Genomic DNA, 15984 nt, shown 5'->3' with positions numbered 1-15984 from the left:
ATAAATTGAAAATATGGATAGAATAACAGAAAGTTTAATTACAGAATTATTATCAAATTTAGAAATAAACTCTGAAGACGAATCAAAAGATTTTGAAAAGTTGGCAAACTACACAGTTGTCTCAAACGAATACAATAAGACATTTGATATTGAGACTTTGACCGTTGGAGATGGCAATGATACAGGAATTGATGGTATAGCCATTATTGTTAATGGACAACTTGTAGAAAGCACTGATGAAGTGGATGATTTATTAGAGAAAAATAATTCATTGGAAATTGAATACTTGTTTGTGCAATCCAAAACTTCACCAAGTTTCGAGGGTGCTGACATAGGTACATTTTTATTTGGTGTTCTTGACTTTTTCGCAACTAATCCCAAATTAGTTCGGAATGAAGATATCAAAAAATTTGCGGAAGTTTCCAATTATATAATTAATAAAGCACCGAGATTTAGAGAAAATCCTTCAATCAAATTATTTTACATTACTACGGGAAAATGGATGGATGATGCTAATTTAAAAGGGGTAATAGAAAATGGTACTGTAAATCTTGAACAAACTAACCTTTTCGAAAAAGTTACTTTTCATCCATTTGGTGCAAGAGAATTGGCAACAGCTTACAGAAAAACAAAGGAAACAATAAGTACAACAATAAATTTTAATAATAGAATTACATTACCAAAAATAAATGGAGTATCTCAAGCATATATAGGACTTTTGCCATTCTCTGAATTTTTAAAAATTGTGTCAGATAGTGAAGATAATATTCTAAATGTATTTGAAGATAACGTTAGAGATTTCCAAGGAGATAACAACGATGTAAACGGCGGAATTGCTCTTACTTTAAACAACGAGGATTCGGAAATATTTAGTGTACTAAATAATGGAGTGACAATTGTTGCAAGCTCAATTTCACCAACTGGAGACCAATTTACAATTTCAGATTATCAAATTGTAAATGGCTGTCAAACAAGTAACGTTTTATATAATAATAGAAAAAGTGGTAACATTGGTAAAGTTGGAATACCAATTAAATTAATTGCAACTAATGATGATGAAATCAAAACCAGAATTACACTTGCAACTAATAATCAAACACCGATTAAAAAAGAGCAATTAGCCGCTTTAACACAATTTCAAAGAAGTTTAGAACAATATTATAATTCATACACAGGCGATGCAAAAATATATTATGAAAGGAGAGCAAAGCAATACAATTCTGACAATAATGTTCTAAAATCAAAAGTCATTACTGTACCATATCAAATAAAGTCTTTTGCAGCGATGTTTTTAGATGAACCTCATAATGTAACAAGTTTCTTTGGAACAATTGTTAAAAGACTTAATGAAGGTAAAGCACAAATTTTCAATAATGACCATTCATATGCCCCTTATTATACAAGTGCTTTTGCTTTCTATAAATTAGAATCATTTTTTAGAAAGGGTAGCATAGACAGTTCGTTTAAAAAAGTGAGATTTCACATTTTAATGCTTTTTAGAATAATAAGCGAAAAAGAAAATCAACCACCATTAAACAATCACAAAAAAATGGAAAAGTTTTGCTCGGAATTATTGCTTATATTAAATGATGAAACCAAAGCATTGAAAGCCTTCAAGAAATGTACTGATATTATAGAAAATTCAGGTTTTGACAAATCAGATAGACAAAATTTAAAAGTTTTACAAAAAACAAAGATTTTAATAGATTACGCAAAGAAGTGAAAGCACTACCGCCAACACAGTATATAAAAAATAGCGGGTTCATTGCTAAATCGAAGATTTTCGCTGTTTACGAAATTTAGTTTTTAGCCGAAAGTTATTACATTTTAAGCCGCTACTTTTCATATACCCAAACGTTGGCAATAATTATGAAGAAAAATTTTACATTAATTTTAGCATTTCTAATTTCGAGTATAGTATTCGGACAAAAAATTACATTTAACCATTTCAGTTCAACAGCAGAGAATTTAAAAAGATATTTGCTAAATAGTGGAGATTATATTTCGAGTGGAAATGCAGATTTACCATATTTTCAGGGTAAAGAAGATAGTAAAAATATAAAGTTTTATAAGTCAACTGGAGTTACGGTAATTTTCGATTTCAAAACTGACAGCGAATATTTATCCATAGTTCACGATATTCAAAACAATGCAGAATTTAGGTTCCAATTCTGTACTGACAAGAATGAAAGCATAGTTTATAACTATGAAACTTACGTCGGAAATAAAATAAGATTTAATTTTAGTGAAATGCGTATTTCGCTTGAATTCCCATCTGAATTAAATAATTTTATTGATGAAAACTCTGACTTAACAACTGTTTTTGTTTGCAAAAGCGATAATTCGTATGCTTTTCATACGAACTTAAAATGCTCGGGTCTTGCAAATTGTAAGTCAGAAATTTCTAAAACTGATATAAGGTCAGCAAAAAAAAGCAATTATAAAATATGCGAGATTTGTACCGATGACAGCTATTCCAAAGAAAGAATATCCGAAAAATACAATACTGTTTTTCCAAATGATAATGAAAATGTAGATTCTAAAAGCAACACGCAAATAAGCGAAAAAGAGGATAAAAACATTTTTGATTTGATGGGTTATCCCATAATTGCCTTTAACAAAAATATGCGTTCTTATACAGTTTCAATTAGAAATAAGAAAAACGGAATCGAAGAAAAAGAAAAAATGATAGAACCGAATATAAATAATCCTCATTACATATCAATAGCTTCAGACAAAGATAAGGGAGGTCGATTAACTATTAAAAACAAAAATTATAAGGATATAATAATTGATTTCACTAAAGTTTATCAACTTCCATACGAAGACGGAGGAACGCCTTATTATTTTATTACAGAAAATAAAAATTACAGTATATATTACGTTGATAACAATAATTCTAATGATTTTCTTTTTATTGAAATAAACCAAGATGCTGATAATGGAATTTCTATTGATTTTGGTATTTCAGAAATCTAAATTTTAGATAAAAATGGTTTCGTGAAGAATAACTATTGCCAACAACGTATAAAAATAATAGGGCAATGAGTGCTTAACCCAATGGTAAGTGATCTTTTGCAAGGTCGCCAAATTTTTAAATTTGGCTTATTGAAGAAAAAAAATTATAAGAAAAATTTAAAAATTCGGCTTGTGTTCAACCGAATGGTAGTCGCCTTTTTCCGCCCTACTATTCTTATACAAATCCGTTGGCAACAAGCGAAAAAAAAATACTGCTATAATTAAAACACTAATAAATTTATGAAATATCTTATCTCAATATTGCTTTTACAATTCAGCATTTTTTCAAGTCTTGGTCAAGAATTTGAAATTAGCGGTATAATTACGGACAGCATTAATAATCCGATTGAATATGCAAGTATTGGAGTTTTAAATAAATCTTTGGGAACAGTTTCAAACTCAAATGGGGAATTTAAACTGATTTTAAACTGTGAAAGGAAAAGCGATACACTAAAATTCTCAAGCCTTGGTTTTAAAAGTGAGGAATTTATTATATCAAAATTAGATACAGAAAACACACTAAACATTAAACTAAAAACTTTTGCTGAGCCATTAAATGAGGTATTTCTAACCTCAAAGAAAATGAAAACTTACACAGACGGTAAGTCAAGAACAAACACTAAACAACAAACAATTTTCGCTAATCCAGATTTACCAAATATTAATTTGGGTACAGAAATCGGCCGAAAATTTAAATTAGGCGATGATGACCCAAGTCAATTAACGAAATTCAAGTTTTTTATAAAAGACAACAATTTTGACTCAGTCAAATTTAGAATCAATATTTACACTTTAAATAATGATAATCGACCAGAAAATAAATTGAATATCCCGAATATTTTCACGTCTGCATCTAAAAGTTATACTGGTTGGATTGAGGTTGATTTAACACCTTTCAATATTATTGTCAAGGAAGATATAATTGTAGCAGTAGAATGGATTGAACATTCTGCGAACGGAAACAAATTGAATTTACCCATCATAATTCCTTCTTTCGGTTCGACACATTATTATAAATTTGGAAGTCAAAATTCGTGGGAAAAATATGGCGGAATTTCGTCTTCAATGGAATTAACCTATGAGCAATGAGTGCGAGAGCGCCAGTTGCCAACACCGTATATAAGCTATGGCTTGGTCTGTGCCCATTTGGAAAATCTTTGGATTTCCCAAAGTTAGTTTATATTTGGAGAGGTTCGTGCCAAAACACGCCACAGCTCATATACAAACACGTTGTAAAACATTTAGAAAAAAATTTAGCACCACAACAAAATTTTTTTCGTCTTTAAAATATTAACAAAATAACAATAAAATGAAAAGACTGATTTTAGTATTGACCTTGATTTTCGGCTCATTAATATCACAAGCTCAAGAAAAATTTGAACTGAAAGCCGATTATGATTTTCCAAAAGAAAATAATGACCTACAAATGAATTATTTTCAAGGGATTGAAAAATTAAAATTCTCACTAAACGAGAATGACAAAAAATCCCTGAACGGAAAAAACTATAAATTAATCATTAAAGAATACCAAAACGGAAAATTATTTAATGAGTTGGTAGTTTTAAACACAGAAAAAGAAAGATTACCTAAAATAGACACAACCTTTCAATTTAGTTTAATCACGCAAAATATTCTGAATTATGAAAAAATAGGTTTCTTTTTCCCAAGATTTCTGAACAAAAAAATCTTCGACACAAAAAGCGAGTTTAAAGATGGCGACTTTAGTTTAAGAAAAATTAATATTACAACAGACGGTCTTGAATTTGAACTGCATAAACCTTTTCAAATCGCATTGATAACGCCACCAAATAGAGACCCAAGTAAAGGAAATTTAGGTTATTGTGAAGTTTCGCAAGGTGGAATAGACATTGAAAATTGGTATGAGAAATATAAAATACCACAATTCTTTTTAATCTATATGGAAATTGAGTGAGGAAAAAACGTTTTACAACACCGTATATAAGCTATGGCTTGGTCTGTCCTCACTTGGAAAATCCTGCGGATTTCCCAAAGTTAGTTTATATTTGGAGAGGTTCGTGCCAAAACACGCCACAGCTCATATACAAAACCGTTACCTGCAAGCTGAAAAAAAAGCCCACCGCACGGTCAAGCACATTTATTTTTTGCCAACGCTAAAAGCCAACGCTGAAAAACTAAAAGAGCTTGCCCTTTTCCAACCCACGACAATACAATGAATATCTACACTGTATAATAGGGAACTTTTACTATATTTACCCCGAATAAACAAAATTAGGTTTCAAATGAACCGAATTAAAGAAGTCTTAAAAGACAAAGGAATTTCACAGACTTGGCTTTCTAAACAAACAGGAAAAAGTTACAATACGATTAACGAATATGCTCGTAACGTTAGACAACCGAGTTTGGAAGATTTATACATAATTGCGGAAATCTTAAATGTGGAAGTCAAAGAATTACTAATTGAAAGAAAAAAATAATGGCACAATCAATAGAACCAAATATTGCGGATTTAGCAAACGGATGGCTAAAATCATATAAGCTACCTTATAAATTAGAGCAAGAATCTGTAAATGCCGAAATTGACAAAGCATTATCAGACTATTTCACGAAAAATGGTGGTGCAGGTGCAAATCGACCAGATGCTAAAATATTACTGCAAGATAAAAATTTAGACTTCTTCCCAATTCTTATTGAATACAAGGGATATAAAGACAAACTCGTAAAACTTGACAAAGACGGACAAGTTGAAAATAGAACAGCTAAAAACGAACCTAATTTTAAAAACATCAACTCGTTTGCTGTAAATGGTGCGGTTCATTATGCAAACGCTTTGCTTCATCATACTAGTTATACCGATATTATCGCTATCGGAATGACAGGCTACAAAAGTGAAGCAGGGAAAATTCATCAAGAAATTGGCGTTTATTATGTTTCAAAAAGCAATTTGGGTGCAGGACAGAAAGTTGACGAATATTCGGACTTTTCATTTTTAGCACCAAAAAACTTTGATGCATTTATTGGAAAAGTAAAAACGCTACAACTCTCACGAGAAGAACTTGAAAAACTAAAAGAGCAACGCGAAAGAGAAATTGACCAAACTCTTACTAAACTTAATCAACATATTTTTGACAACGAAAAAGGAATCAGTGAAAAAGACCGTGTTTATTTAGTTGCTGCATCAATTATGGCTACAATCGGAGTGCCTAATAAAGTTACTGCATTAGATAAATCTGATTTAAAATCTTCTGTTGAAAAGGGTAATAGAGATGGTGATATTATTTTACGAAAAATAAAAGCATTTTTAGACATTAAAGATATACCTAACGAGAAGAAACAATTTGTTACAAGAGCTTTAGACAATACATTAACAACGGAGAATATTAACAAAGTTGAAAATGGAGAAAGTCAACTTAAAAGAGTGTTTACCAAAATTGTAGATGATTTAGGTATTTATTACAAAATAGGCTTAACGACAGACTTTACAGGAAAGCTTTTTAATGAAATGTACGGTTGGCTTGGATTTTCCCAAGATAAGCTAAATGATGTTGTGCTTACACCCAATTATGTTGCCTCACTTTTGGTAAAACTAACAAGAGTAAACAAAGATTCTTATGTATGGGATTTTGCGACAGGTTCAGCAGGTTTATTGGTTGCTGCAATGAATGAAATGCTTAATGATGCAAAAAACAATGTAAAATCGCCTGAAGAACTCACACATAAAGAAATAAAAATTAAAGCAGAACAATTACTTGGTTTAGAATTGCTTCCTGATATATATATGTTAGCGATTTTGAATATGATACTTATGGGTGATGGTAGTTCTAATATCTTGAACATTGACTCAATAAAAGATTTTGACGGAAAATATGGTTTTGGTAAAATAGACAGTAAATTCCCTGCTGATGCTTTTATCTTAAATCCGCCTTATTCCGCTTTGGGGAACGGAATGAACTTCGTGGAAAAAGCTTTAGGAATGATGAACAAAGGTTATGGTGCAATCATTATTCAAAACTCGTCAGGTTCAGGTAAAGCCATTGACTACAATAAACGAATTTTGGCAAAACACACGCTTTTAGCAAGTATCAAAATGCCAGTGGATATTTTTATTGGTAAATCAAGTGTTAACACCAATATCTATGTTTTTAAAGTAAATGAAAAACACCACAAAGATGAAATGGTGAAATTTATTGATTTTTCAAATGATGGATACACAAGAAGCAACCGTAGAAAGGCAAGTAACAATTTAAAAGATACAGACAAAGCAAAAGAACGTTATGAAGAAGTAGTAAACCTAGTTCGTTTTGGCAAAAGCAAACTTATAATTTTTACAGAAAAAGAATATTACGAAGGTACAATAGACCCAAATAATGGGGCGGATTGGAATCAATCCGCATCAATATACACCAAACCTACTATAAAAGATTTCAAAAAAACAGTAAGTGATTATTTAACTTGGGAAGTAGGAACTATTTTAAAACAAAAAGGTGATAGCTTGGGAAAGTAGAATCCCCACTTAACGAAAAACTGAAAAATGTTGAGTGGGGTGAATTTAAATTAGGTGACTTATTTGAAATTAATCCAACAAAATATTATCGATTACAGAATGAAGAAATAATCAATGAAAATGGCAAAGTTCCATTAGTATCTAACTCATCAATTGACAATGGTGTAATGGGTTTTTCTAATTTAGAAGCAAATAATATAGGTAATTCTATTACGTGTTCTGACACTACTTTAGGTGCAGAAACTATGTTTTACCAAGAAAAAGATTTTATTGGGTATTCTCATATTCAACATTTAGTTCCAAAATTTAAACCATTCAATAAATCAATAGCAAGTGCCATAATTTCTGCAAGTATAATTTCAACTTCTAAAAAGTATGATTACGGGAATAAATTTAACCGTGTAGCTATGAATAAAACAAAAATTCAACTACCTATAAAAAATGGAAGTATAGATTTCGATTTTATTCAAAACACTTTAGCGAGAATAGAAATTGACCGTATTGATAAACTAGATATATTTTTAAGAGAAAATGGATTAAGTAATTACCATTTATCTGAAAACGAAAAAAATACTCTACGTAATTTAGATAAATTAAATTGGGATGTTTTTAATCTTGAAAATCTTTTTGGAAAATCTACACGTGGAAAACGTCTTAAAAGTGCAGACAGAATAAAAGGCACTTTACCTTTTATAACCGCAGGCGAAACAGACGAAGGCGTTTCTGCATTTATTGGAAATAACGTAAAGTTATTTTCAGAAAACACCACAACAATTGATATGTTTGGTTCAGCTAAATACAGGAATTTCAAATATGGCGGAGACGACCATATTGCGGTTGTTCATACTGACAATTTGACCAAGCTTGCATCAATCTTTGTTACTTCTGCAATTCACAAATCATCTTACAACGGACAATTTAATTATGGAAGAAATTTTTATGCAAAAGATGCTGATGTTTTAAATATTTCACTTCCAGTAAAAGACAATAAGCCAGACTATGAAAAAATGGAAACTGTTATTTCTGCCATTCATAAATTGGTAATTAAAGACGTTGTTTTGTATGTAGAAAGAAAAAAGAAAGAATTAAATAAAATGACTAAAAATGCCAACGCTTAAAGCCATACACATTTGCAATTCGCACCAGCCAACGCTAAAGCCCAAAATTGCAAAAGAGTATGTCTTGCCAACGCTAACAGACGGACGAAAAAATAAAGCCAGCAGGTAACAATGTATATAAAAAATAGGCGAAATAGTAGTAGAATCAAGGCTTTTGGCTCGTATCAAACTTTGTGCTTAACCGAAAGTTTCGTGCTTCGAAATCGCCTACTTTTCATATACTAACCGTTGCATCTAATTTTACCGACCTATTGTTCTGGCCGAATTTTAAATTGGTTTTTTAGCGGGGAAAATCTGGACAGAAAACGCACTTGTGCGTCCAAGTCTTGTCGATTGCATCGTGGAAATTGGCATTTCCAAACGTTGTCAACGTAAGAAGACTTGGTCAAGGTAGCGAAAAAAAATCACAATGTCAAGGGTTCGCTGCCTTTTGTGCCCTGATTTTTAGCGCATTGCGGGCTTAAAATTACTTTTTGAGACGGCTGTTTATCCAAAGGATAAACCGCATATCAAAAAATCGCCCAGGCACTCTTGCGCAGCAGCTGTATGCCGGGTCGCCAAAACTCCGGTTTTGTTGTTGCCAAAAGATCCATGGGTGGGCCCAAAAAACCTAAACACAACAGGCGGATATAACCCATACCTTTTTTCGGCATATCATTTAAAGCTATTCCAATTTTCCGAATTATAGTATCTTTATAAAAGGTCTTGAGACGGTACGGATCATATCCGCTTAACGTTGGCAACAAGCTAAAGAAAAGCTCGGCTGTTAATTAAAATTTCGGAATTAAGCTAAATCAATTAAATAGATAATTATCTTTACAATATGTATAGAGAAAAACTAAAATTTATTGACCTCTTTTGTGGAATTGGAGGTTTTAGAGTAGCCTTTGAGGAGGCTTGCGAAGAAAACGACATTCAGCCCGATTGTGTGTTTTCTTCAGACATTGACAAATATGCTCAAGAAAGTTACGAAGCAAATTTTGGAGAAAAACCTTTTGGAGATATTACCAAAATCAATGAAAAAGATATTCCTGACCACGACATTCTTTTTGGCGGATTTCCCTGCCAGCCTTTCAGTATCATTGGACAAATGAAAGGTTTGAATGACACAAGAGGAACACTTTTTTTTGATATAGCAAGAATAATAGAAGCTAAAAGGCCAAAAGCATTTATTCTCGAAAATGTAAAACAACTTGTTGGACACGACCAAGGAAAAACTCTAAAAGTTATTGTTCAATCCCTAAAAGATTTAGGTTATCACGTTCAATATAGCGTCCTGAACGCTTTAGACTATGGATTACCACAAAAGCGTGAAAGAGTTGTAATAGTTGGTCACCGAGAACCGATAATGTTCACGTTTCCAAATCCCGAAAAACCATACAAATCTTTAAATGAAATTTTAGAAACCAAAGTGGAAGAAAAATATTTTGCGTCCGATTTTATTCAAGAAAAAAGAAAAGAAAAGCATAAATCATCATATTACCCATCAATTTGGCACGAAAATAAATCGGGTAATATTTGTTCATACCCTTATTCTTGCGCACTTCGTTCAGGAGCTTCGCATAATTACCTTTTAGTAAATGGAGAAAGACGTTTAACGCCAAGAGAAATGTTCAGACTGCAAGGCTTTCCAGATTGGTATAAAATCATTGTTAGCGATGCGCAGGCAAAAAAACAAGCAGGAAATGCAGTACCTGTAAATATGATTAAGGCAGTTGTTCAAAAATTACTTCCTTATGTTGCAAGCACGCTCGAACCAGCAAGCGTTTTGAGAGAATATGATTTAAAATACAATCCAAGTTAATGGCAAAACGCAACTCACCAAAATTAAGAACAGTCAATAAATCGGTTGCTGCTTTTCCACTAAACCAATTCAATTCAGATTTCCCCTACTTGCTCGGACAAGAAATCGTTTATCTTTTAGCAAGCAAAGGTCGTGGCGACCTTGAAGGTTCGGAATGGGAACAAATCTTTGCAATCTGCATCGGAGCGGATTGGAAACCTTCAAATGTCGGACTTGACGATGTTGTAATGGGAAACACAGCTTGCGGAGCAAAAACCGTAAAGTCAAATGTAAAAGATTTTAAAAATCTAAAACAAGTCCGCTTAATTTCTGGACGTAATTCGCCTGTTTACTCTTATGGCGGAACAATTGACATAACTGCCGACCCAAATGAAGTTGGCGAACAGGTTCTGGAAATTTGGAATGAACGAGTTTCATCGGTTCGGGAAAAATTCAAGAATTTAAGGACTGTTGTACTTGTAAAATCAAACGACCTTTCACAAGTCGCAGTATTTGAATTTGACACAATACGATATGACCCAGAACTTTTCAATTTTATCTGGAATCCACGAGGAAATTTGGAGGGTTTTATAAAAGGAACTACAACTAAACGATTTACTTGGCAACCACACGGTTCACAATTTACAATTCACGAGGAAATTCCTGAACACACCTTGATTTTAACAATAAAACAACCCGAAAGATTGGACAAGGAAAAAATACTCGATGCAATCGGATTTGATAAATCTTGGGTTACAATAGAACGGAAATAAAGCCAGTTGCCAACACCGTATATAAGCTATGGCTTGGTAAGTGCTACTTTGGAAAATCTTTGGATTTCCCAAAGTTAGTTTATATTTGGAGAGGTTCGTGCTAAATCACGCCACATCTCATATACATCAACGTTGGCAACAATGCAAAAAAATAATTAAATTTAGCTAATATGATTTGGAAGCCATTTAGCGAAAAACAGCGAATTTTTTTAGATTATTTATTTGAAAAAATTGGCTTTTCAAATCAAGATTTTATAAACGGCTATAAAAATAAACTTGAGGATATTTATGGAAGATATTATCAAGAATTAAGAGTCGACACTTATCCAAACGGTTTTACAGTAGATAAATGGATTTGGAAATATAGCAATTCTGGAGTTATAGAAGAATTATTGAAAGAAGTTGAAATAAAAAAGGATTTATCACAGATAAAATTAAAATCATTTAATGAAAAGGATTTTATAACAGCAACTGATTTAGCTAATTATGATTATTGCCCAGCAAGTTTTTCGATATCCAAATCATTTGAAATAGAATTTCCAACAGGTAAACAGAAAAGAAATGTCGGGAAATATTTCCACGAAAAATTAAGATTAATTAATAAGTTAAATTTAGAAAAAGAATCATTTTCAGACTATTTTGAAGATAGTGTTTTAAATAATAATACTATAAGAAAAATTAAGAGTTGTAAATTAATCTTTTCTGGTCACGATAAAGAAAACAAATACTTTATTAATACTCAAGAAAATTACATTGGTCAACCTGATTATATTTTTAAAGACCCAAATGATAAATATTTTGTTGTCGAAGAAAAATTTAAATTTTTAAAAAAAGATTTAGATAAAGAATCACCATATTATGAACGAAAACTTAATGAACAAAATTTTTCTCTAAATTCATTCTATTCTAATCATTTAATACAACTTTCATCGTACATAAAATACATATTAGATTATAAAATTGATTATGGGATTTTAATATATTGGTTTTATGATTATGAATTTGAGAAACCATATATTCATAATGTATCAGTAAAAGTAATTAAATCGGACGAAAATTTAGTGGCTTTAAAAAACATACATACAAATGTTAGAGATTTGGTTATTAATAAAATACAAAATTTTCAATTCATTGCTAATAGCGAAAAGTGTGGAGCTTGCATTGTAAACAAATATTGCGCTCATAAAACTGGTACTTCTGAAACACTTCAAATGCCATATAATAAAATGGATTTAAATTTAAAATATGTAATTTTTCCAAGTCATCTGAAAAGAAAGAATAAGGATAGTGAATAAAAGAAGCACTGTTGCCAACAATGTATAAAAAAAATAGGGCAAGTAAGTGCTAAACCCAATGGTTAAGGCATATTTATGAGGTCGCCAAATCTTTTGATTTGGCTTTTAGAACAATAATATAAAACAAAATGCAAAAGATTTGGCTTGTGGTTAATCCGAAAATTTATTGCTTATTTACAGCCCTACTTCTTTTATACTAACCGTTGGCAACAAGCTAAAAAAAACAAAATATGAAGTATTTAACAATCTTTCTGATAATTTTCACGTTGATTTCTTGTCAAGAAAAAGAAAAAAAGAAAGAGAAAACCGAACCAAAACTGAATGAAAATTATTTGGTACTTGGCGAAAAAGTCGAGGATATAAAAATTACGGATTTTATTAGTAATATTCCAAAATATAAAGAGCTTAAAGATAAATTTTTAGTTATTGACTTTTGGGCAACTTGGTGTGCACCTTGTTTAAAATCTGTACCACATTTTAATCAATTACAAAATGAATTTAAAGATAATTCAAATATTGCTTTCGTTTCATTAACAGATGAAACACCCAAAATAGCAAAACGAATTATGAATAAAATTAATTTTGAGACTATAGTTGCAAGTGACCAAAGCAAAGAAACTCAAAAAAATTATAAAATAAGTTCTTTGCCTACTACCGTAATAATTGATAAAAACAACTTGGTTAGGTGGATAGGTATTCCAGAAGAATTAGACAAAGAAACCATAAACAAAATAATTAGCGACCCAAATTGGCAACCAGAAAATAAACCCAAACCTTTAAAGACAGATGAAAAATTATCCGAAAAATATATAAAAACGAGCATATCAAAAACTTTGACAGAATTTAGTGAATTGAAATCTAATATTTATTCTTTTAATCTAACTTTTGCCGATAAATCCGACCCAAAATCAAGTAGCTTTTCATTGCCATCGGGAAAATACATCGATTTAAATACTGGTCTAAAAAATATACTTTCAAAGGTTACGAGAAAGCCAGTTTCAGAGATAATAATTCCAACCGATTTGGAAGAAAAAAACTTTAACCTTCTTTACTTAAACACAAACCTTAAAAAAGAACATTTTGATATGGAAATTTTTATGGAACAGTTAACAATAATCAAAGAGAAAATCTTGACCGCTTTAGACCTGCAAGAAAAAATTGAAACTCAAAATGCGGTTGTTTATATTCTTAAAGTTCGGGACAAATCAAAATTAGAAAATGGAAGTGGCGAAGTTATGTCACATACCGGCGATAACGATAAATATTTAACTTTTTCCAATGTTGATATTAATTTATTGATGAAGAACATAGCTCAATTCTATAATATAATTTTAGTTGACGAAACTAATTTAGACGGTAAATATGAGTTTCTCATTGATAAAAACGATTTTGAACAAGCGCAAAAAGACTTGCTTTCTTACGGAATATCTGTAGAGAAAACTAAAAAAGATATTGAGTTTAATATTTACGAAAAGTTATAATAAAAACCAATCTGAACGCAGAAAGCCAGTTGCCAACAACGTATAAAAATAATAGGGCAATTGTCGCTTAATTCAATGTTTCAGGCACTTTTGCAAGGTCGCCAAATTTTTAAATTTGGCTTATTGAACAAAAAAGATAATAAGAAAAATTTAAAAATTCGGCTTGTGTTTAACCGAATGGTAGTCGCCTTTTTTCCGCCCTACTATTCTTATACAAAACCGTTGCCCACAAGCTAGAAAAAATTTCAGCTATTTATTAAAACATCGAACAGAATTTTGAAATATTGGAACTGAATAAAAAATTATAATGACTGCTAAAAGAAATAACAAAACAGTCTTTAGTAATATCGGAACTGCATAAAGGATTATAGTTACTGTTTAAAGAAATATTGGAACTGCTTTAAGAAATGTCGGAACTGCTTCAAGAAATAGAGCAACTGTAAAAAGAAATATCAGAACTGCATTAAGAAATAGAGCAACTGCAAAAAGAAATATCGGAACTGCATTAACAAATAAAGCGACTTCTTTAACAATTAGAGCGACTGCATTAACAAATAGAGCGACCGCATTAACAAATATAGCGAGTGCATTAACAATTAGAGCGACTCCATTAACAATTAGAGCGACCGCATTAATAAATACAGCAAGTGCATTAACAATTAGAGCGACCGCATTAACAAATATAGCGAGTGAATTAACAATTAGAGCAACTGACAAGAGAATTAGAGCTACTACCGAGAAAAAACATCCATACGGTCCGATAATCGGAAAAACAAAACGCTGGAAAGCCTGTGGGCAACAATGTATAACCGCAATTACGGCGGATTCGACTGCGTCCGAATCCACGCGTAATTGCTACCGTCGGTGCTTATCCGAAAAACCTCGTATATTTATCCGTAACTGCGGTTATACTAAACGTTGCCCACAATTAAAAAAAACCTAAATCACAATGAAAAACATTCTATTGATTTTATTCATTTTTACAACAACTTTTAGCAATGCACAAAATTCTATAGAGGAAAAACTTACAACTGAAATCAAAGGCATTAATGAAAATTTAAACAAACAAAACACTGTTTTAAGATCTGAAATTGAAAACTTAAATAAATTCATCATCACAATTACAGACAGTCTTATTCTTAAAGAGAAACAAAATGAGATTACAGAATTATGGGAAATGTATGACAATAATTTAGTTAAAATACTCCAGAATAATTTAAAGTTTGCCCAACAAAATTCAGAACACCAATATTCTTTAAATTTGATAGCTATGTGGGTTAGTTCACAAGCTGCAATGAATTTATATGATGAATTTTTAAAAACATATAAACTTTTTCCTAAGGAAATTCAGAACTCTGAAAAAGGAAAAAAGCTGAAACTTGCATTAGAAAAGTTTAAAAACAGTAAAGTTGATAGTAAAGCACCCCTTTTTTCTCTAAAAGATATAAATGGTGATATAATAAAACTTTCTGATTTTCAAAATAATAAATATGTATTACTAGATTTTTGGGCAAGCTGGTGCGGGCCTTGCAGAGAAGATAGTCCGTATCTTGACGAAATAAATAGAAATTTTAAAAATAAAGGATTGCAGATAATAGGTATTTCCAGAGATGAAAATTTAGATTCCTGGAAAAAAGCAATTTTGAAAGATAATATGGATTGGATTAATATTTCAACAGTCGAAAATAAAAGTGACATTGAAAATGAATATTTTGTTTGGGGCATTCCACATAGAGTTTTGATTGATAAAGATGGTGTGATAATAGGCAAATGGAAAGGAAGTGGTTTAAAAAATATAAATTCTATTAAAGAAAAATTAGTTGATTTAATGTAGAAAAAAATCATTGGAAATCAAGTGTGGTAAAAATAACTGTGGGCAACAATGTATAAAAAAAATAGGGCAAGTCTGTGCTAAACCCAATGTTTCAGGCATATTTGCAAGGTCGCCAAATCTTTTGATTTGGCTTTTAGAAAAATAATATATAACAAAATGCAAAAGATTTGGCTTGGTGATAATCCGAAAAGTAATTACT

Annotated in this window: 13 protein-coding genes; 12 read left to right on the top strand and 1 reads right to left on the bottom strand. The window is 31.2% G+C overall.

Annotated elements, in window-relative coordinates:
- The first annotated feature begins 13 nt into the window (after positions 1 to 13).
- From AEQSU_RS11470 to AEQSU_RS11405, 11 genes are all read left to right on the top strand, one after another.
- Positions 14 to 1723: an AIPR family protein gene (locus tag AEQSU_RS11470; protein WP_014783025.1), complete on the top strand. Its 1710-nt coding sequence runs from the start codon at positions 14 to 16 to the stop codon at positions 1721 to 1723.
- A gap of 146 nt (positions 1724 to 1869) precedes the next feature.
- The gene (locus AEQSU_RS11465; protein WP_014783024.1) at positions 1870 to 2979 is read left to right on the top strand and encodes a hypothetical protein; all 1110 of its coding nucleotides are present in this window, start codon (positions 1870 to 1872) and stop codon (positions 2977 to 2979) included.
- Between the two features lie 279 nt (positions 2980 to 3258).
- A complete protein-coding gene (locus AEQSU_RS11460) occupies positions 3259 to 4107 on the top strand; it encodes a carboxypeptidase-like regulatory domain-containing protein (RefSeq protein ID WP_014783023.1) in 849 nt (282 codons plus the stop codon).
- Positions 4108 to 4327: 220 nt separating this feature from the next.
- Complete coding sequence (locus AEQSU_RS11450; protein WP_014783014.1) at positions 4328 to 4951, top strand: hypothetical protein; 624 nt, start codon at positions 4328 to 4330, stop codon at positions 4949 to 4951.
- A 328-nt stretch (positions 4952 to 5279) separates the two neighbouring features.
- Positions 5280 to 5474 carry a helix-turn-helix domain-containing protein gene (locus AEQSU_RS11440; protein ID WP_014783022.1) on the top strand — a complete coding sequence of 65 codons (195 nt, stop codon included), beginning with the start codon at positions 5280 to 5282 and terminating at the stop codon, positions 5472 to 5474.
- Positions 5474 to 7501 (top strand): HsdM family class I SAM-dependent methyltransferase, encoded by a 2028-nt coding sequence (locus tag AEQSU_RS11435; protein WP_014783021.1) that lies wholly within the window; start codon positions 5474 to 5476, stop codon positions 7499 to 7501. Before AEQSU_RS11440 ends, AEQSU_RS11435 begins: the two co-directional genes overlap by 1 nt.
- Before the next feature lie 20 nt (positions 7502 to 7521).
- Positions 7522 to 8619: a restriction endonuclease subunit S gene (locus tag AEQSU_RS11430; RefSeq protein ID WP_014783020.1), complete on the top strand. Its 1098-nt coding sequence runs from the start codon at positions 7522 to 7524 to the stop codon at positions 8617 to 8619.
- Between the two features lie 823 nt (positions 8620 to 9442).
- Positions 9443 to 10423, top strand: a complete 981-nt coding sequence (locus AEQSU_RS11420) for a DNA cytosine methyltransferase (protein WP_014783019.1) — start codon at positions 9443 to 9445, stop codon at positions 10421 to 10423.
- The gene (locus AEQSU_RS11415; protein ID WP_014783018.1) at positions 10423 to 11175 is read left to right on the top strand and encodes a hypothetical protein; all 753 of its coding nucleotides are present in this window, start codon (positions 10423 to 10425) and stop codon (positions 11173 to 11175) included. Before AEQSU_RS11420 ends, AEQSU_RS11415 begins: the two co-directional genes overlap by 1 nt.
- Positions 11176 to 11345: 170 nt before the next feature.
- A complete protein-coding gene (locus AEQSU_RS11410) occupies positions 11346 to 12470 on the top strand; it encodes a hypothetical protein (protein WP_014783017.1) in 1125 nt (374 codons plus the stop codon).
- A gap of 230 nt (positions 12471 to 12700) precedes the next feature.
- The gene (locus AEQSU_RS11405) at positions 12701 to 13951 is read left to right on the top strand and encodes a TlpA family protein disulfide reductase (RefSeq protein WP_014783016.1); all 1251 of its coding nucleotides are present in this window, start codon (positions 12701 to 12703) and stop codon (positions 13949 to 13951) included.
- 378 nt (positions 13952 to 14329) lie between these two features.
- On the opposite strand, the gene AEQSU_RS11400 is transcribed toward AEQSU_RS11405, so the two are convergent.
- Positions 14330 to 14797 (bottom strand): hypothetical protein, encoded by a 468-nt coding sequence (locus tag AEQSU_RS11400; protein ID WP_042491946.1) that lies wholly within the window; start codon positions 14795 to 14797, stop codon positions 14330 to 14332.
- A gap of 103 nt (positions 14798 to 14900) precedes the next feature.
- Between AEQSU_RS11400 and AEQSU_RS16215 the strand changes: the two genes are divergently transcribed.
- Complete coding sequence (locus tag AEQSU_RS16215) at positions 14901 to 15785, top strand: peroxiredoxin family protein (RefSeq protein WP_014783015.1); 885 nt, start codon at positions 14901 to 14903, stop codon at positions 15783 to 15785.
- Positions 15786 to 15984: the final 199 nt, after the last annotated feature.

Origin of the sequence: Aequorivita sublithincola DSM 14238 (assembly GCF_000265385.1) — a bacterium.
Classification (GTDB): domain Bacteria; phylum Bacteroidota; class Bacteroidia; order Flavobacteriales; family Flavobacteriaceae; genus Aequorivita; species Aequorivita sublithincola.
The sequence above is the reverse complement of the archived record's forward strand: the minus strand, read 5'-3'. Positions and strand labels throughout refer to the sequence as shown.